This window comes from Rivularia sp. PCC 7116 (assembly GCF_000316665.1).
Lineage (GTDB): Bacteria > Cyanobacteriota > Cyanobacteriia > Cyanobacteriales > Nostocaceae > Rivularia.
On sequence record NC_019678.1, the window covers coordinates 296,785 to 316,193 of the forward strand.

The following is a 19,409-nucleotide window of genomic DNA, read 5'->3' on the forward strand; positions in this document are numbered from 1 at the left end:
AGCCATTGCTTCTATCGACAGATGTATTGTTGAGACAAAAACATCTATCTTTAGTTTTAGAAGCATATGATAAAACATTCAACCTTCAAGAAGATTTTGAGATATATTAAATAAAAAATAAGCTGAGCATAGCGATGAGTGAAATTAGTATTGTTTTAATTGAAGACCATGATTTAACTCGAATGGGTATAAAAGCTGCCCTACAGGCAAATAGCGAATTGCAAGTTATAGGAGAAGCTGCTAATGGTACGAGAGGGCTAAAAATGTTAGAAAGCATGAAGCCAGATGTAGCGCTTGTAGACATTGGCTTACCAGATATTGATGGTATTGAGCTTACTCGTAAGTTTAGAGAATATCAAAGTAGCGTAAATGATACTTCTACAAAAATTCTGGTTTTAACCATGAATCATACGGATGATACCGTACTTGCTGCTTTTGCAGCAGGGGCTGATTCATATTATATGAAGGATACAAGCATTGATAAGTTGACTGAAGCTATTCACTCAACTTATTCCGGCAATTCTTGGATAGATCCAGCGATCGCTAATATAGTATTGCAGCAGATAAGGCAGGAAATCTCGGACGAACAAATATCTGCTCAAGCAAAGACAGTCAAAATTGAAGCACTTTCTAGCGAGTACGAGCAAGTTTTAGAAACCTATCCCTTAACTCAAAGAGAATTAGAAATACTTGAATTAATCGTAGCGGGAAAAAGCAATGGCGAAATTGCCGAGCAGTTGTATATCACAGTTGGTACGGTAAAGACTCACGTTCGTAATATTCTTAACAAGCTTTGTGCTGACGATCGCACGCAAGCAGCAGTTAGAGCATTGCGTTCGGGATTAGTAACATAATGTTATAAAGTTAAATTGTCATATTGATTAATTAGCGATTCATGATTGTTTTGACTGCTTAAAATAGTTCTCAAAAATTAGGAAAGAAAGCCGAAGCAATATTTGACTATAAAATTTGCAACTATTTCAAGTCACTCATCACAAGTTTGCTATAGTGTTGGTTTGTTGTGGCTTAATATATACCATAAGCTCTGTGTAATGAACTACGAAACCGCTCATCAATTTCTTTTAAATCAAACTATAGCAAGCGAAAGCAATTCTGATGCGTTACTAAATCGAATGAGACAGGGGAAGCCACCAATTCCCGGTCAAATCACCTCAATTTTGCTAGCGTTAAAAGTGGTATTTGAAGCTCTGAAAGATTCTAATCTTCTTGAAAGAGAGCTTATTTATGCTTTATACTTGTTAACTGTGAAAGCTCAGCAGTTATTTGCAGCAGGTTTAAAAGCAGGTGTAGATTGGCCTCCGCTGTTTAAAGAAGATTTGTTGAGAATCGCAAACGCAACTGAAAGTATTTTTTCTGGCGAATGGCACAACGTGCATCAATAGAATAATTGTAGTTAGATAGTTTTTAGCTGCTTGGTAATACTAAATAATATCGTTTCCGTTTTATCGAAATTATTTAGAATTTTCTTTGTATCCCTCTTCCTCTGCGGTTTTTTATCCTAAACCGGTGCAACCGGAATTAATATAATTTACAAAAAATAATTTCTAGAATTTGAAAATATGCCGCAGTGTCTGGTTTGCTTTAATTAGGGAGCAAGATGCTCCCAACACAAATATTTTTTCTTTAACGATTTCGTAATTCTTCTTCTAACTTATCCAAATCGGATTTAAGGAAAACCGTCATCTGCCCTGTAAAAGCTTTACCATTTTTACCTCGGGCAACTTCTACCCAGTAAGCATAACGAGAACCTACACGTAGCTCGCCTTTTAAAGCTTCTCTAACGGGAGTTCTAGCGAAACGTGCTGCATTAATTGCGCTTTGATTGGGGTATTCATAAATTACCCGAGCGCCTTTATAATCTTGATAAACATCTAAGCCATAGATTACACGTAAAGATTCTTTCAATTTATCCACACTCATACCATTGATGGCATCATACATAGATATGCGTTCGGTGCGGCTTTTACTGCGGTTATTAGAGAAAGTTAATTTCCCAGGTGCTGACACCATTGCCTGAAAACTGAATCTTTGAGCCGCTGTATCAGTCTTGGTGACCAAAAAGCGTTCTCCACTACGAGGGCTTAATGTAGGATGTGCCTTAATCCAAAGTTCAACATCTTCCATAGATTGTCCCGGTAAAGCCTTAGCTGCCCCAGGGCTGGATATCACAAATGCTAAAGGTAAAATTAAAAGTTGCAATAGAGATTTCTTAATCATTTTTCAGTTTTGAGAGTTTCTGTATATAGAATTCCCTTTTTTTTTATTTAATTAACGTTAAAGCCAGAAATTGTGATAAAGGAAGATGGGTAATGTAGCGGAACCTCACCCCTTCCCTTCTCCTTAGTAAGGCTACGGTGTACACACAACTCTGCCGGGGAATATAAGTCCCCGTCTAATAGCTAAAGTCGTCTAAAGACGACTGAAAAACTATGTACAAAATAAAACATCATACTTAGTCCTATTTATAGGACTTCTGCTATTAGATAGGGACTTGCAGTCCCTGGCGAGCAATGCTTTTAACTACTTGTATCACCGTAGCCCCTTAGTAAGGAGAGGGGTGTCCGGAGGGCGGGGTGAAGTCAATTAACGTACTTCACTCAACTGAAATTAGCTACAATAATTTTGGCAATTGTAATATCTGTGGAGCTTGGCAATAGGTAATTGGTAATGGTTGATAAACTAACTGCTAATCGCAACTTTAACTACTTTCCGCTGGCGCATATCGTTAAATACTTGTTCCAAATCTTTTAGGTGACGGTTTTGGGTGATGAGTAACTCAAAAGGTATTTTGCGACTAGAAATTAAAGATAATGCTTGTTTAACATATTCAGGGGTGTTATGAAAAACTCCTTTTAAAGTTAGTTCGCTGTAATGCAGCTGCTCCGTATTTACTGTAATTGTTGAATCGCGCGGACATCCACCAAATAAGTTAACTGTACCACCAGGACGAGCGCAGGTAATTGCTGTTTCCCATGCGCTAGGAACACCTGTCGCTTCTATAACTACGTCTGCACCAAAATCTTGCGTAAATTCTTTTACTGTTGCAGAGATATCAGCTACCTGATGATAATTAAAAGTCTTTGCAGCGCCTAGCTTTTCTGCAATTTTCAACCTTTGCTCGTTACCACCAAATAACAATACTTGGGCGGAGCAATCGCCAGCTAACTTTGCTACAAACATCAAACCTATTGCTCCATCTCCGAGAACTACTACTGTATCTCCAGGTTTGACATTAGAACGCGCTACCCCATGTAAAACGCAAGCTAAAGGTTCAGTCATAGCTGCTAATTCTAAAGGTAAATTATCGGCAATTTTTAACAGATTATGTTTTACTATCGGCGCGGGGATTTTTAAATATTGAGCAAAAGTGCCGTTATTCCAAGTTAAATTCGGACACAAGGAATATTCTTGGCGCTTGCAGAAGAAACAATTCATGCAAGGTGCGGAATTATTGGCAACAACGCGATCGCCTATTTTCCAATTAGTAACACCTTTCCCTACCGACACAATTTCCCCCGCAGCTTCATGTCCAAAAAGTGTTGGTGGCTTAAGCATTTTCGCATGACCACCGCGTAACCATACTTTTAAATCCGTACCGCAGGTAGTCGCAGCACCTACCTTAATTACAACTTCACCATCAACAGGAGTCGGATCTGCAACCGTTTCCAAACGTAAATCTTCTTTACCGTAAAGCAACGCAGCTATCACTATAAATAAACCCCAAAATATCAATTACCAATTACCAATGCCCAATGCCCAATTCCCAATTACCAATTACCAATTACCAATTACCAATTCCCAATGCCCAATGCCCAATGCCCAATTCTCTTATAAAAATAATAAACTCCACCCGATTTTACCAGGTGGAGCCAAGAACTTTTTAAAAGTGAATTAGTCTTTATTTATCAGAGACTAGGATCTTATAACTTGGGAAGGAACATTGGACTTTTTTCTAGCTTCAGCATCAATGCTAGCTGTTCTCAAAAGCGGAACTTCTTGCCAGCAATTTTGGCAAAACCAATAAAGCTCAGCATGACGAATATGCCTTAGCAAGGAACCACCGCAACAAGGACAGCTATTAGTTCTAATGCTCACAAATCTAGTCCTCCTTTAAAGAAGTTAAAAAGGTGTTGATAAAAACGCACTTTTATAAGTGAATCAACATTTGATTTTTGTCGAATGAATGAAACCGTTTTTTTGAATGCGATTTTCAATGATTTTTCTGTAAATCGCTTCGTACCCATCTACCATTTTGCCGATAGTAAATGTATCTTCTACATACTTACGGCAGCTATAACGACTGAGTTGCAAAGCTTGAGGAATTAATGATGCCATGTCTTCATGACTTTGACAGATAAAACCACTTACACCATGCTTGACAACTTCAGGAACCGAACCCATGTTAGTTGCAATCACTGGTGTACCTGTAGCCATTGACTCAATCATTACTAAACCAAAAGGTTCTTCCCAGGTAATTGGGAATAGGGTTACACTAGCTCTTCCAAGTAACTCAGCTTTTTCATTATGAGAGACTTCGCCGAGATATTGAATTTGCTTGCCATCAATATAAGGGGCTACTTCTTGCTCAAAGAATTTTCTATCAAGGTCATCAACCTTACCTGCCATCTTTAAGTGCCAACCTGTCTGCTTGGCAATCGAAATAGCATGGTGAGGACCTTTCTGTGGAGAAAATCTTCCTAAAAATGCTAAATAGGGTGGATTTTCAGGCTCAACAACAAATGGATAATTGTTTTCATCAATGCCGTTATAAACGGTTCCAATGTAATTGAGGTCTATCTTACGTTGGGCATTGCTGATACTGATGTATGGCTGTTTATAGTGATGGGTGTATATCTTAGCAGTATCAGGATTGAAGCTATGGTGCAGAGTATGTACTGTCGGTGTTGTCACCAACCCTGCTGAAGCCAAAGTTAAAACACCTAAATGGGAATGAATTACATCAAATTCCGCTGCTCTTTGATAAACTTGGCTTAGTTCGAGCAGTTCGTAGGCATCATAATTGATAACATTTGGATCTAAACGCAAAGCGCGATCGCAAACAGCTTCCAACTTAGCCTCAGTAAGTGAGTCACCAGAAGCAAATAAAGTTACTTCATGACCCCGACGAACTAATTCATCGGTTAAATGACTTACTACTAACTCTATTCCTCCATAAGAAGGAGGCGGAACTCTTTCCCTTAAAGGGGCTACTTGAGCGATTCTCATAAGTTATTTATGTTTTTGCAATTGAAAAAGTCCTTATTATATTAGGACTTCGATGTCGATTGGTTGAAGAATGAATTACTCACCAATCGAAGACTGAATTAACCGAGCAAAAAATTAGAATGATTATTTTTCTGTCTTGTTAATAAAATATAGACAGACATTCCGATTTTCTCTGGTTATCGACAATTTGTTATCAAGCAACTACATTTACCAACGTACAGGTTATTTGTTTCTCATATCATCTATCTAGGGGATCATAGATAATACTTTTTTTGGTATCTCAGGATACAGTTTTTCTGGGATATTTGACTTTTGTAACGGTGTTTCGGAGCTTTATGAGTTTTACAGAGGCTATAAAAGGAGTTAAAAGGAGGTTTGCAAATTAAAATTTTTAGGATGGTAACAGGTAATGTAGTTGTTCCAATTAATTTCCGCAATGCGAGCATCTTGCTTGTTAGTGTCGAGGGAACCAAATGCTCGTATCACCATCTTTTTTTCCGCAGGAATGACTATAAAAGATTATAAAATTCAGTCACATACTAGTAGTCTTTTTCATTAATTCTGACGAGTAAGGATGGGAGGGGGTAGAGGGGGAAGAAGAGGTAGAGGGGGTAGAAAATATTTTAATTGCTATATACCCTTCACAATTAATGCAAAGGACTAGTAGGTAACTGAATGCGATCTCAGTAGTTTATTAGTTAATAAGCTGCTACGCATTTAATTTGTATATTCATTTGACATTAGTTAATGGCTACAACTCTTATCCCTTCTTCCTTCTTCCAAGAGTATTGTGCATTTAAAATGCACAACAGCTTACTCAATACCCAGCTTTTAATATCTATATTTTTACTGTTTCAATCGTAGTCATGTTCTCTTCCGGATACTCTTGACTATAGTAGTAATTAATATGACGCTCGTTCTTGGGTACAACTCCATTAACTACTTGCCCTAATACATTCTGACCAGATTTTTCTAGCATCTCGCAAGCAAAGGCAGCGTTAACAGAATCAACCACACCTGGACGTACCACCAACAGCACGCCATCAGCCATTTGACCTAAAGTTGCTGCGTCTGCTGCCAAGTTCAATGAAGGAGCATCAATAATTACATAATCGTAATAGGATCTAAAGCTTTCAACTAATGAAGCCATGCGCTTAGAATCTAATAGAGATGCAGGAGAAGGAGGTACCGCGCCGCAAGTCATCACATCTAAGTTATCCATGCCTTTCTTAATAGCTGCCATCACTTCAACCTGCCCCACAATCACGTTGCTTAAACCCTGTGCGTTGGGAAGCTCCCATATATGATGCTGGGATGGACGGTGCAAATCTCCATCGATTAATAATACTCTGCGTTCCATTTGCGCCATTGAAGTCGCTAAGTTGGCGGCTACAGTCGATTTACCTTCTTGAGGTACGGAACTAGTAACAACAATTACTTTTAATTCTTTGTCCGCACTCATGAACTTTAAGTTTGCTCGCAGCATTCGGAAAGCTTCGCTGATCGGGGAACGAGGAGCATCGCGAACCATTAATGTCGGATATGCAGGTTCTAAATCCTGTTTGCTCAAAAGAGATTTCTTAGGCTTGCTAAAATCGGGTATTACTCCTAATAAAGTCAATCCCGTTAATTCTTTGGCTTCTTCTATAGTCTTAATAGATTTATCTTGCGATTCCAAAAGATACATTGTTGCCAGAGAAACCAACATTCCCAGCAAACTGGCTGATAAATAATTAATTAATGGAGAAGAAACGGGTTCTTGAGGAACTAAAGCTTCAGAAACTCTGCTAGCGTTACCAATGTTTTGATTTTCTGCAATGCTGGTTTCTTGTAACTTTTTCAACAATAGGGAATAAGTTGATTGTGCTGCTTCTACTTTACGATCCAACTCGCGCTGCTGCAGTTCTAGTTTTGGCAGATTTTCTAGTCTTTGTTTATAAGATGTTTGTAATTCTGATAAAACTGCAAGTTGATTTGTTAAACCTACAGAAGTCGATTCTAAATCGACTAATTCTCCAGCAAGTCGTTGTTTTAATTCTCCTTCTTGCAATCTGCCATCTAGCTGTTGTGCATCAACTCCCACCGTTTGACGGATTCGATTCTGCAACAAGCTTTTTAAAGCATTAAATTTACTTTCTAAAGCTATGATTTCTGGGTGAGTATTCTTAAGGACTGTACGTCTTGCTGTTAGCTGGGACTCTACTTGCTGCACTTCTTTAAGGATATCTTGCACGCCAGCAGCTTGATTCAAAGAATTCATGTTCAAGGCTTGCTGGGAATTGATATCTAATTGATTGCGAATTTGTTGACTCCGAGCGCTAATATCAGCTAATTTAGTTTTTATCTCGCCAATTTGCCCTTGTAAATTACTTAATACTTCTATTGATTTACTTGCTTCTTCTTGTAGAGCATATACTTTATTCTTTTCTTTAAAGCGAGCTAGCTCGGCTTCTGCTTTACTTACAATTGCTTCTGCTTGAGGAAGTTGCTTTTCTATAAACTCTCTAGCAGACGTGGCGGCTTTCCTACGAGAAGACACGTTGTGTTCTAAATAAGCTGCCATTAAAGTATTTACAACTTTTGCTGCCTGTTGAGGTTGGTTATCTTTATAGCTAACTTGCAAAATGTCCGTCTTTGCGATATCATTTACTGTTAGTTTTTCCAGAAAATCTCCATATTCTAGGATTCTTCCATCTTCACCCCGAAGATCCAATTCTTTGATAGTCTTCTTTACCACCGGAACCGAACGTATTACCTCAGCTTCCGTTTGTAAGGGACTAGATTTACTATCCTGACCTACTGATTCTAATTTACCAATTTCGGTTCCTAAACCTGTCAGAGAAGAAGTAGTATCAGTCCTTTGAAATAGTAATTTGCCTTCGGCTATATAGGTAGGTTTTTTTAAAGAAGAAGATAATAATGAAAGCAGAAAAACTGGGAAAAACGCCGCTATACCTGGTACCCAGCGACGTTTAAGGACTTGCCAATACTTATCAAGTGATAAGCTAGATTCTTGAGATTCCATAAATATATTTTATTTTTTACTTTACTTTTTAGTTTTGACCGACCGATAAATAAATTTAAGTGTATCTAAGTAAAAATTTAATGATTCAATTCGGAGCGACCATAGAAATATTAATCATAAACAAGGTTAATATTTCTACCGACCAATCCCCAACAATCCCCAACAGCTAGTGATGCACCCAATGAATATTCGGATTATTTTGTGGTTATAAAAATATGATATATGATATGTGGTTTATTGGTAAAAATCCCTTTTATACCATAGACAAACTATCTTGAGACACTTTCTTGTTTTCATGAACTGCCTTAACTCCTTCAATCACTCTTGTCTTATCTTGATCCGTGAGATTAGAGCCGGAAGGTAAGCATAATCCCCGCTCAAATAAATATGCGGCTACCTCACCACCAACACTTTCGCATTCGGCAAATACCGGCTGCATGTGCAATGGTTTCCACACCGGACGAGATTCAATTCTGTTTTCTGCAAGTGCAAGACGCAATCGCTCTCTATCTGCTCCGAAAGCTTGCGGATTAATTGTCAAGCAGGTTAGCCATCGAGTTGAGTAACCAAATTCAGCTTCTGGCATAAATTCAATTCCAGGAAGATTACTCAAAGCTTTCTCGTAAACTTCAAAGTTACGTCTTCTCGCTTGTACGCGCTCGCTTAAAACTTGCAACTGACCTCTACCAATGCCAGCTAAAACGTTACTCAAGCGATAGTTAAAACCAATCTGGGAATGTTGATAGTGAGGAGCAGTATCTCTAGCCTGAGTCGCAAGGAAACGGGCTTTCTTGACTAGTTTTTCGTCATCTGAAACTAACATTCCACCACCGGAAGTTGTAATTATTTTATTACCGTTAAATGAGTAAATTCCGATAGTGCCAAATGTTCCGGGAGCGCGACCTTTATAATTAGCTCCTAAAGCTTCTGCCGCATCTTCAATTAAAGGGACATCATACTTTTGACAAACTTCTAGAATCGGGTCAATATCGGCACACTGTCCGTAAAGATGTACCAATATTACAGCTTTGGGTAACTTACCAATTTTGGCACGCTTTTCCAAAGCTTCCCTTAATAATTCGGGATTCATGTTCCAAGAAGTGCGATCGCTATCAATGAAAACAGGCTTGGCTCCTTGATAGATAATGGGATTAGCACTAGCAATAAATGTTAAAGTCGAGCAAAAAATTTCGTCTCCTTGCCCGACGTTAAGCAACCGCAAAGCCAAATGAATTGCAGCTGTTCCGGAACTCACAGCCGCTGCATAACCTGCACCCGTAAGTTGACAAAATTCATCTTCAAAAGCGTCTACATGGGGACCAACAGGCGCTATCCAGTTAGTGTCAAAAGCCTCTTTAACGAAATTTAATTCTTGCTCCCCCATATGGGGTGTGGAAAGTAGAATTTGTTTTGTCATTTTAATGGTGCTTGAGGAGAGCGATATGCGGGAAAAAATTTAGAGTCAAGCAGATTGTCTACAGGAACGTTTAAAGACTTCGCTTTCATTTCCACAAGATAGCGATATTTCTGCTCATCGACTATCAGTCTTAGGGTATAAAAATTATGCCTTAATTTAGAAAATCCGGCTTTAAAGTTATAAACTGGGTCTTTTGAAGCCCCAACTCCCCCACCCAAGTGTAGATATTGATTTCCACGCTGATGCGCCCAATATCTAGCACAATCTGTTTCTAAACTACTTGGAGACAAATCGACGAATTTGTCTTTAGTACCACCTAGGGTGCTTTGCACTATACCGCAGACTTCCGTGTATAATCCTGCACAAGCTACTTCGTTTTCATATTCAACAATACAAAGATGCAGCTTGTCACCCAAAGCTGTTCGCATCTCTTGATAGTATGTGAAATCAAAGGAATAATATCTATCTGCTGCTTCTACCCTTCCCATCGTTTCCTGATAGATAGCAGTAAACTCATCTAAATATTCATCAATAGGAACGAATTTTGCTTCCATTCCCAAACGCTTGCACTTATTAATTGTGCTTTTATGACCTTTTCTGGTATGAGACCATAATTGAGATTCGGGAATTCTTAAATCGACGGAAACAGTTTCACCATTATCGGTAAATAATCCCGGTTCAAAAATTTCGTTCAAGTTTTCATTAAGTATCGGATGCATCCTAAAAAATGCCGAACAAACTCCCTTGCTAGCCAACACATGTTTAAATTCAGACATAGCGGCTCTTGCGAAATCAGGTGTATTTGCGGCTGCTTCGCTGAGTAGAATTCCTGGATATCCGTAGGGAGATTTGATATCGTATATTTCTTCTGCAATCAATCCTTGTGGAACTACGTTATCGCATTTTGATATTAGATAAGGAGCAAAAAATATTTTATCTCCGTCAGTAATTAAAATGGCTTCCGGTATCTGTTTATTCCGACTGGCTTCTAAAGATATATAGTTTGGTAATTGATAAACGTCATGTTTTATTTTATCTAAAGCTTCCAACCACAAGGGATTGGATAAATCGATGATTTGGGTATTCATAGCTATATATAAAGATGATTTTTCTATTCAAAGACAACAGGAAAAATAAATTTTTCCTGTAATGATGTAATTAATTTTTTATTCACACCATAAGGTAGGAAATATTGCTGGGTCATTATAATCGGGATTACCACTTGGTAATTTTCGGCACATTCGATCTAGAAAATGATGAACTTGTTTACCTTGATTTGTGTATACTTGATAGCGGTTATCGTAGTCTTGTAAGTACAAAGCAAATGCCATGCGAAGTTCATCGCTGCGGTTGGGATAGCTACCATGAATAGTCAAACAATGATGAAAGCTAACCTGACCTTTTTCTAAGATCATTGGTACTTCAACAACTTTTTTCCCAGGTTCAAAAAATGAATTTTCTATATCTTTTAAATTTTGATTGTTAAAGGTACGCATATGCTCATTGCCTTTCCATTTATGGCTACCATCTATCATTACCAATGGCGCTCTTTTTTCATCAATATCATGGAAAGGAATCCAAGCCGAAAGCATATTGTTAGAGGTGCATATAGAAGAGTAGGAATAATCGCTATGCCATCCGACTACACCACCCGATTGATTATTTTTAATCGGAGCCTTATAAACTAAGGTATCTTCAAATAATCTGGTTCCTCTGCTTCTAGCCAACTTTGCTGCTATAGCTCCAATAATCGGTTGAAGTAATTTACGCAATTCTTTTTTGCGATAAGAAACGTGTTGATTATTCCTAACTGCATCACCATCTCCAGGTTTCCAATCGCTGTAACCAGTTGCGTAAGGAATAGTTGCGTCTCTTTCTCCACGATAGAACTTTTGGGCACCTATGAATGCCCGATCAAGAACTTCTTCAGGAACGATTTTTTTTGATATAAACCAACCGTGTTCTTCGTAAAACGCAATGTCTTCTTCTGTTGGCAATAATTCTAACTGTTCTTGAGACAGCCCTTTAGTTAAAGTTTCCATATATTAATACTTGTTAGTTGTTAATAACTAAATTATCGAGAATTTGCATAAATATATGAATGAATCTCGCTAGTAGTGAAAAATTCTTTGATAATTTCGACTACGCGAGCAACATCATCCAAGGAATAACGTTGATCTGTAGGTATTGTTAAAATTCTATTTGATAAATCGATTGCATCCAAATCTTTTGATGTCATACCATTGCCCGGTTGAGGCCAATGAACAGGTGGAAAAATGTTCTTGCTAATCAGATATTTACGTAAAAAGTCTCTAATTTCACGATTTCTGCAAACGATAATACTGTTAAATGGTACGGAACCATCACCCCAGGTACTAAAAAGTGGCTGCCAATTTTGGTCTTGCTCGGATAAACTTAAGTTTACAAAATGCCTTATATTAGCTTCTCGTGTTTGTCTAAACCCCTTTATATTCAAACTGCTCAAAACATTTGCCGAAAATGCAGAAATCTTATCATTTTCAACATCATCGAGGCTATCTTGACTCTCAATCTCAAGCTGTCGATATGTATCTTTAGAAACACTCCCGCCATTCAGGTAAGCCCGCTTAAGTAGCATCGCACTCAAACGTTTGTAAGCACCATCTGACTCAGATTTAGACGCTTTAGGTAATGCTAATTTTTTCCCCGACCAAATTATTGCCCCATCGGGGATGGGTAAAGTTTTACGCAGAGAAGCCATTGCGTAATCGGCTTTACTCTGCAATGCCCAAGTTGAAAAAGGGTCGTGGCTATGGTCTTCAACTAAAATTACATTGCTATGGGTTTTGAACCAATCTTGCCAAATTTCTCCAGATTTAATGCCAAATAAATTCACCGCTAACACCAAATCCCCTGGAGAGGCATCAAGCGTATCAAAATCCGGATATTTCTGAGTCGGTAAATCTCGGTACCAGCAGATATCAAAAGCCTTGGCAAGCTTCGATGCTGCTTCCATACAGAAAAAACATGGTAGATGCAACCTTAATTTCTGGTTGCGCTTTTTGTTGAGAATTTTCTCTAAACCAAATAAGCTAGCGCATCCTGTAGAAAATAATTCGTAATCCGATGGTAAATTAACTGCTTCTCCTATCGGATTAATAAAATCATTAGACCAGTCGAACTCAGAACCTACCTCCCACAGCTGCTTCATTTGCTTTTACCTCATCAAAAATTTTACGCTTTCCTCAAACCAATTCATCAAATATTCGCTTTACTACCCATAAACTCTTCACCAGTAGCGTGCCCAGGCTGACTAATTTCTTCTTTCCGCAAGACTTTCACTACTGTCATCAAGATGATTTTTAAGTCCAACCATAGGCTCCAATTATCTACATACCAAACATCCAATCTAAATTTCTTTTCCCAATTTCCATCCAACAATCTGCGTCCATTAATTTGCGCCCATCCGGTAATACCAGGTTTAACTTCATGACGACGCGCTTGTTCGGGAGTATAGCGTTCGAGATACTGTACCAATAAAGGGCGAGGTCCGACAATACTCATATCACCCCTGATAACATTCCACAGTTGTGGAAGTTCGTCTAAACTGCTTTCCCGTAAAAACTCACCAAAAGCAGTCAGACGCAATTCGTCATCCAATAAATTACCCTCAGCATCCCGCTCGTCTGTCATGGTACGAAACTTATAGAATCGAAAAATCTTTCCATCCTTACCGGGACGAGGCTGACTAAAAATCAACGGACTGCCCATACGAAAATAAATTGCTATCGCCACTATAAATATGATTGGGGATAGCATAATTAGAGCGATGCTTGCGAAAAATCTGTCTAAAACGGATTTGATGACGCGACTGCTTTTACCACGCTCAGCCTGTAACCCTTGAGCAATCATTGATAAATCCCTTTACTTCAAAGTTCATTCAAAAATTTTTGCCGCAATCAGCAGCAATTAACTATTAGACCTCTACAAGAACTAAATCGAGATGAAAGCATATAACCTCACTCGAATAAGCTACTTGGCATTATTAATCGAACACACTAAAAATTTAGGAAAGCACATTTCTATAAGCTTTCCGCACTCGGGAAGGTCTTTTCTACCTTTGTATTGCAGTTAAATATGAATAATTACCCTATTAGAATTAAGAATCAAATCTTTAATCCATAATAAACATAACTAAGATAAGTTATTTTTTGTTGCCAATTTGGCAGTAATTAATTGATAACCGATCTAAAATTACCCGCCACACCTCAAAATTAATAAACTCCTAATTCTTTGTAATATTGTGTGAGTCTCTCAAAAACGAATTCCTCGTTATATTCAGCTTCAACACGTTCGCGGCTTGCTTTGCCTTGCTTTTGTCGCAGTTGGGGATCGGAAAGTAGCATTCTCAAAGCTTTTGCTAACCTGGTGCTATTCTGAGATGGCACAATAAATCCATTTTTTTCATTTACTACTGCTTCTCGACAACCGCGAACATCTGTAGCAACTATTGGTAAATTCATTGCCATGGCTTCGACAATAGAACGAGGTAATCCTTCGTGAGAGAAAGTAGGTAAGGTAAAAATATCTAAAAGACCTAAAAGTTCTGGGATATCTTGGCGTTCTCCTGTAAGGGTGACGTGTTTCTCAAGTCCAAGAGCTTTGATTCTTTGATTGAGTTCGATTTGAAAGGGTTCTGGGTCGGTGGTAAGTTGAGAACCAATCACCACAACGTGTAAATTAGGAAATTCAGAAATTAACTCTCCTGCGGCTTCAATTAGATATCCGCTTCCCTTTTTACGAGTTAAACGTCCAATTGTACCAATGACTAAACTGGCATCGGGTATACCTAATGATTGACGTAATTGTGATTGTGACTCTGGATTTAATCGCGAAGGGTTGAAGCGTTCGATATCGACACCGTTACCCAAGTAGGCTATTTTCTCAGGCTGACAAAGACCTATTTTTCTGGCAGTGGTAATGTCTTCGTGATTTTGAGTCAGGATTAAATCTGTGATAGTAGCAGCATATTTTTCTATATTTGAGTAGAAAAAATATTGGCTTGGAGATGATAAATCGTGAAATGGAAAACCATGGGCAGTGTACACAATTGCTTTTACTCCTGCTAATTTAGCTGCAATCCTTCCTAATACAGCAGCGATAGGAGTATGAACGTGAACTAGATCGTAGTTATTTTCTCTGATAATTTTTGTTAAACCCGAAATACTTTTAAAATTTAGGATTGGAGAAATTTTCCGATCGATTTGAACCGGATGCACTGTATATCCTTTTTCTTGCAATCTTTGAGCATCTTCATCCCAGGAGCAAGCTATGCCGACTTCAAACCCTTGGGATAACAAGTAATTTATCTGGGGTAGCAAAAGGATTTCAGCGGTGGTTCCAATTGCACAAATATGTAAAATTTTCATTTTATTTTCCGATTAATGTTTTGTTGCACAAATATATAAATCTTTTAGCCATTCCCATTCGAGGACTAATCCTTCTCTAAGGGAAACACAAGGTTGATACGAGAGGATGCGTTTAGCTTTCGATACATCTGCGGCTGTATGACGCGCATCGCCCATTGCTCTTTCGATATAGTTTCTCTTGATGGGTTTACCAACAATTTCTTCCATTATTTCGAGTACTTCTTTTAAAACGACTCTGCTACCACCACCAATATTAAAGACTTCTCCAACAGCATTTTCTGCGGTTGCAGCCGCTAAATTAGCAGCTACCGCATCACTAACAAAAGTAAAATCTCGGGTTTGCAATCCATCACCATAGATGGGAATTGCTTTGTCTTCTAATACAGCTTTGTAAAATTTATGAAACGCCATATCTGGACGTTGGCGAGGACCGTAAACTGTAAAATAACGTAGTGCTACAAATGGTACCCCAAAGTTTTTGGAATACAGTCCACATAACCTTTCAGCAGCTAATTTAGTAATGCCATAAGGTGAAACTGGTTGGGGACAAATTTGTTCGCTGGTAGGTAATGTTTCGGCATCGCCATATACGCTTGAAGTCGATGCATATACAAACCTTTTAAGCTCTTTAGCGTCTTTTGCAGCTTCAAGTATTACTTGAGTCGAACTAATATTGCGTTCGGTATAAGCGCGGAAACCTTCTCCCCAACTTGCTCTGACTCCTGCTTGTGCTGCTTGATGATAAACAACGTCAACATCTTTTAATAACAATTTCCAGTCTAAAAACTGAATATTTCCTTCAATTAATTTAAATTTGGAAAATTTTTGTAAATGTGCAACATTCTGACGCTTTAATATCGGGTCATAGTAATCATTAAATTCATCGACACCGATGACATTTTCTCCTCTCTTTAATAAAGCTTCGGCTAAATGAGAACCAATAAATCCTGCGGCTCCCGTGACAATATTTTTAGTCATTTTATACACCCTGTTTTGTAAAATTTCGTCCTAGCAAAAAATACTTTTAATCAAAGTATGATGATGAATTTGTTAACTGAGAAAAGATTTCAAAACAATAAATTTTGAAAATCCGGTGAAACCGCAAGTAATTTCTCGATTCCTTAATAATGTTTCTCTAACCATGCTTGAAACATTAGTACATCCCATAAATGGTATTCCCAATCTCGCTTACCTGACAGATGCTCTTCCCACTTTTGTCGAATTTGCTGGGGGTTAAAAAAGCCTTCTTGACGCAATCGCGTCTCATCTAGTAATTCTTCTGCCCAGTCGCGCAAGGAACCGCGCAACCATTTGTCTATTGGCACGCCGAAGCCCATTTTTGGACGGTCTATCAACTGTTGCGGTACATATTTATACAGAACTTGGCGCAGCAGCCATTTACCCTCTCCCTCGCGGATTTTCATTGACATGGGAATCCGCCAAGCAAATTCGATCGCACGGTGGTCTAAAAAGGGTATACGACCTTCTAAACTTACACCCATACTGGCACGGTCAACTTTGACAAGGATATCTTCTGGTAGATAAGTCAACATATCTAAGAACATCATCCTTTGCGTAAAATCGGGTAAGTCTGCCCATGATTGGCGATCGCTTAAAACTGTATTCGGTTCTGAACTGCCAATGACAACTGTTTCTGGCTGTTTCCAACGCGAAACAAGACCAGTATACATAGTATCTGGATCGGGAGCAGCTAAAATCTCCGCTAATTTATGTAATTTATACCCTGCGAAGGGCTGTTGAAATTTTGTTGGCAAAAAAGGATTGATAGAAGCAAAAGCCCGATTCCAATTTTCTGATGAGACACCAGTTAAACCATTAGCCAATAAATGGCGCATGTTTTGAGGAATCCAGCCTAATTTTTGCCAAATACGGTTACTCCATAAATAGCGAGTGTATCCACCAAATAATTCATCACCAGCATCCCCCGAAAGACTCACTGTTACATGATTTCTAGCCAGTTGGGATACCAGATAAGTAGGAATTTGGGAAGCATCGGAGAAAGGCTCATCATATAGATCGGGCAGTTTTGGGATTACAGCCCGTGTTTGTTCTGCTGTGACGTATAGTTCTGTATGGTCGCAACCTAAATGTTGCGCTACAGCTTTGGCGTGCTGGGCTTCATTATACTCTTCTTCATAAAAGCCGATGCTGAAGGTTTTGACTTTTTGACTGCTTTGAGCCTGCATTAAAGCCACAATCGTAGAGGAATCAATTCCTCCAGAAAGAAAAGCACCTAAAGGTACATCAGCAATCATTCGCATTGCCACGGCATCTTTTAACAATGCCTCAAGTTGATCTACAGCTTCCGTTTCAGAACCGGTAAAAGGATTAGACACGCCTGCTTCTGCTGCTTCTTTTAAAGACCAGTAAGCTATTGGTTCGGAAGTAATAGTATTGCCATCAACGCAAAGCAAGGTTGCAGGTGGTAACTTATAAATACCTTTGTAAATTGAGAATGGTTGAGGAATATAAGAATAGCGGAGAAACAATGCTAAAGCATCGCGGTTAATTTCCGGTTGAAAATCGGGATGAGCTTTGAGGGCTTTTAATTCTGAGCCAAATAGGAAAGTGCGACCTACCCAGCCATAATACAGTGGCTTTTCACCCAGGCGATCGCGTCCTAAATACAAAACTCGTTTGGATCTATCCCAGAGTGCAAACGCAAACATGCCATTAAAGCGTTTAGTTGCTTCTTGCATACCCCATTGGCAGAAGCCCGCTAGCATCACCTCAGTGTCAGAATGACCTCGAAACTGCTGTCCTAATGATTCTAGTTGTTGCCTTAACTCTAAAAAGTTATAAATTTCGCCATTAAATACGATTACATAGCGACCATCGGCGGAAATCATCGGCTGATGTCCTTGCGGTGAAAGGTCTACTATCGCCAATCGCCGATGTCCCAAGGCTATTCCTGTTTCTGTATCTACCCAGCTTCCCTTATCATCGGGACCGCGATAAATTAGTGAATTGGACATTTGCTCGACAACTATTGCCAGCTTATCGTTACTTATTTGCCTTGAAGTATCCCAAAAACCAGTAATTCCACACATATTGATTAATTCTAATGAAAATTTATACTAATCAGGACTTTTCGATAATTGTCTATCTGAAGAAAGATTTATACACTCTCAGACAAAGCTGCATACTGTGAAGTTGCTCGTTCAAAAGAAAAGTACATTGCCCTCTGAGTTGAGAATTCTTTGCTTATAGGAGATTCAAGTACTCTCAACATCGCTGACGACAAAGCCATCACATCACTCATCGGAACTAATTCTCCATATTTTCCCTCTGCTAAGATTTCTTTTGGTCCGCTAGGGCAGTCTGTGGAAATCACCGGACAACCACAAGCCATAGCTTCTATCAATACAGTAGGCAACCCTTCCCAAAGAGAAGAAAGAATGAATGCACTAGCCCGACTCATGTAGGCATAAGGATTTTTCACAAATCCAGGCATCGATACATCATTTGCAATGCCTAAATTATTCGTGATTGTTTCAAGTTCCGGTCTTAATTCTCCCTCTCCTAAAATTATCAAACGAACTGCAACTTTTTGTCTTAAGTTTGCAAAAGCTTTAATTAAAGTAGCAAAATCCTTTTTTAGTGTTAAGCGTCCTACTGCTATAAATACAGGAGGAGAGTTTGGTTGCAACCAAGGATGATCTAAAGGGGCTTTTGCTTTATCAATCAGTTCGCGATTAACTACCGGATTATAAATTGTTTGAACAATACCTTTTTTTAAACCCAGTTCAGTTTCTAAATCTCGCGATACTGCTTCACTAACTCCCACAATTTTGTCAGCACGGGGATAAAGCAATTTCATTAACGGTGGTACGAATCTAGCCCGAAAGACTTCCGACTCTGAAACTGACAAAGTGTCATGTTCAACTAATATTATTTTAGTATCTGTAAGTGCTAATAGCTTTGCTAATGCTGCTATTACGTTGGCATGACATAAATGTGAAATCAGCACATTGGGCTTATTTTCTCTTAAATATCTAGATAAAGGCAAAATCGCCTTAATAACCCTTTGACAATCCAAATTCACTATCCGTACCTGGGGAGGTATTTGGTTCATGTATGCCCCAGTCGCACTAGCTAAAACCAAATCTAAAGATACATCTTTTGATAACATTCCTTTGAGTAGATTCACTACTACTCTTTCGGCACCACCACCAACCATGCTGGGAATAAAAAAAGCAATATGTCTCATAAATTAGCCATTTCAAATTATCATTTTGTTTAAGAAATAATCTTAGGATTTACGCAACCGGCATATTTTTCTCGTAGTCAC

The 19,409-nt window shown here is 38.7% G+C and carries 16 protein-coding genes; 2 read left to right on the forward strand and 14 right to left on the reverse strand.

Features of this window, described 5'->3' with window-relative positions:
- The first annotated feature begins 134 nt into the window (after positions 1 to 134).
- The gene (locus tag RIV7116_RS01155) at positions 135 to 854 is read left to right on the forward strand and encodes a response regulator transcription factor (RefSeq protein WP_015116421.1); all 720 of its coding nucleotides are present in this window, start codon (positions 135 to 137) and stop codon (positions 852 to 854) included.
- A gap of 198 nt (positions 855 to 1,052) precedes the next feature.
- Positions 1,053 to 1,403, forward strand: coding sequence for a hypothetical protein (locus RIV7116_RS01160; protein ID WP_015116422.1), 351 nt, complete (start codon positions 1,053 to 1,055; stop codon positions 1,401 to 1,403).
- 241 nt (positions 1,404 to 1,644) lie between these two features.
- Here RIV7116_RS01160 and RIV7116_RS01165 read toward each other — a convergent pair whose 3' ends face one another.
- From RIV7116_RS01165 to RIV7116_RS01225, 14 genes are all read right to left on the reverse strand, one after another.
- Positions 1,645 to 2,238 carry a hypothetical protein gene (locus RIV7116_RS01165; RefSeq protein ID WP_015116423.1) on the reverse strand — a complete coding sequence of 198 codons (594 nt, stop codon included), beginning with the start codon at positions 2,236 to 2,238 and terminating at the stop codon, positions 1,645 to 1,647.
- Positions 2,239 to 2,700: 462 nt separating this feature from the next.
- Positions 2,701 to 3,729 carry a zinc-binding dehydrogenase gene (locus RIV7116_RS01170; RefSeq protein WP_015116424.1) on the reverse strand — a complete coding sequence of 343 codons (1,029 nt, stop codon included), beginning with the start codon at positions 3,727 to 3,729 and terminating at the stop codon, positions 2,701 to 2,703.
- Positions 3,730 to 3,933: 204 nt separating this feature from the next.
- Positions 3,934 to 4,116: a hypothetical protein gene (locus RIV7116_RS36755; RefSeq protein WP_015116425.1), complete on the reverse strand. Its 183-nt coding sequence runs from the start codon at positions 4,114 to 4,116 to the stop codon at positions 3,934 to 3,936.
- A gap of 63 nt (positions 4,117 to 4,179) precedes the next feature.
- Positions 4,180 to 5,247 carry a glycosyltransferase family 4 protein gene (locus RIV7116_RS01175; RefSeq protein ID WP_015116426.1) on the reverse strand — a complete coding sequence of 356 codons (1,068 nt, stop codon included), beginning with the start codon at positions 5,245 to 5,247 and terminating at the stop codon, positions 4,180 to 4,182.
- Positions 5,248 to 6,085: 838 nt separating this feature from the next.
- A complete protein-coding gene (locus RIV7116_RS01180) occupies positions 6,086 to 8,272 on the reverse strand; it encodes a polysaccharide biosynthesis tyrosine autokinase (protein ID WP_015116427.1) in 2,187 nt (728 codons plus the stop codon).
- A gap of 253 nt (positions 8,273 to 8,525) precedes the next feature.
- On the reverse strand, positions 8,526 to 9,689 hold the full coding sequence (locus RIV7116_RS01185; RefSeq protein WP_015116428.1) for a DegT/DnrJ/EryC1/StrS aminotransferase family protein: 1,164 nt from the start codon (positions 9,687 to 9,689) through the stop codon (positions 8,526 to 8,528).
- Positions 9,686 to 10,777, reverse strand: a complete 1,092-nt coding sequence (locus RIV7116_RS01190) for a peptidoglycan bridge formation glycyltransferase FemA/FemB family protein (RefSeq protein ID WP_015116429.1) — start codon at positions 10,775 to 10,777, stop codon at positions 9,686 to 9,688. The genes RIV7116_RS01185 and RIV7116_RS01190 overlap by 4 nt, the downstream gene beginning before the upstream one ends.
- 78 nt (positions 10,778 to 10,855) lie before the next feature.
- On the reverse strand, positions 10,856 to 11,731 hold the full coding sequence (locus tag RIV7116_RS01195; protein ID WP_015116430.1) for a phytanoyl-CoA dioxygenase family protein: 876 nt from the start codon (positions 11,729 to 11,731) through the stop codon (positions 10,856 to 10,858).
- Between the two features lie 32 nt (positions 11,732 to 11,763).
- The gene (locus RIV7116_RS01200) at positions 11,764 to 12,879 is read right to left on the reverse strand and encodes a hypothetical protein (protein ID WP_015116431.1); all 1,116 of its coding nucleotides are present in this window, start codon (positions 12,877 to 12,879) and stop codon (positions 11,764 to 11,766) included.
- 47 nt (positions 12,880 to 12,926) lie between these two features.
- Positions 12,927 to 13,580, reverse strand: coding sequence for a sugar transferase (locus tag RIV7116_RS01205; protein ID WP_015116432.1), 654 nt, complete (start codon positions 13,578 to 13,580; stop codon positions 12,927 to 12,929).
- Between the two features lie 362 nt (positions 13,581 to 13,942).
- Complete coding sequence (locus tag RIV7116_RS01210; protein ID WP_015116433.1) at positions 13,943 to 15,097, reverse strand: glycosyltransferase family 4 protein; 1,155 nt, start codon at positions 15,095 to 15,097, stop codon at positions 13,943 to 13,945.
- 12 nt (positions 15,098 to 15,109) lie between these two features.
- Entirely contained in the window at positions 15,110 to 16,075 is a 966-nt protein-coding gene (locus tag RIV7116_RS01215) for an NAD-dependent epimerase/dehydratase family protein (RefSeq protein WP_015116434.1), read from the reverse strand.
- A 143-nt stretch (positions 16,076 to 16,218) separates the two neighbouring features.
- Positions 16,219 to 18,168 carry an asparagine synthase (glutamine-hydrolyzing) gene (gene asnB / locus RIV7116_RS01220; RefSeq protein ID WP_015116435.1) on the reverse strand — a complete coding sequence of 650 codons (1,950 nt, stop codon included), beginning with the start codon at positions 18,166 to 18,168 and terminating at the stop codon, positions 16,219 to 16,221.
- A gap of 68 nt (positions 18,169 to 18,236) precedes the next feature.
- Positions 18,237 to 19,328 carry a glycosyltransferase gene (locus tag RIV7116_RS01225; protein ID WP_015116436.1) on the reverse strand — a complete coding sequence of 364 codons (1,092 nt, stop codon included), beginning with the start codon at positions 19,326 to 19,328 and terminating at the stop codon, positions 18,237 to 18,239.
- Positions 19,329 to 19,409: the final 81 nt, after the last annotated feature.